At 56.2% G+C, this 304-nt stretch carries 1 rRNA gene; it reads right to left on the bottom strand.

Annotation, left to right across the window (positions count from 1 at the left end):
- A 23S ribosomal RNA gene (locus tag HL666_RS33940) occupies positions 1–304 on the bottom strand; the annotation flags it as partial.

Genomic DNA, 304 nt, shown 5'->3' with positions numbered 1-304 from the left:
CGTCGCCCGGCCAACATAGCCTTCTCCGTCCCCCCTTCGCAGTAACACCAAGTACAGGAATATTAACCTGTTTCCCATCGACTACGCCTTTCGGCCTCGCCTTAGGGGTCGACTCACCCTGCCCCGATTAACGTTGGACAGGAACCCTTGGTCTTCCGGCGAGCGGGCTTTTCACCCGCTTTATCGTTACTTATGTCAGCATTCGCACTTCTGATACCTCCAGCAACCCTCACAGGCCACCTTCACAGGCTTACAGAACGCTCCCCTACCCAACAACACATAGTGTCGCTGCCGCAGCTTCGGT

It is taken from the genome of Bradyrhizobium aeschynomenes, from assembly GCF_013178945.1.
GTDB lineage: Bacteria > Pseudomonadota > Alphaproteobacteria > Rhizobiales > Xanthobacteraceae > Bradyrhizobium > Bradyrhizobium aeschynomenes.
Note: the sequence above shows the minus strand (reverse complement) of the source record. Positions and strands in the feature narration are given on the sequence as shown.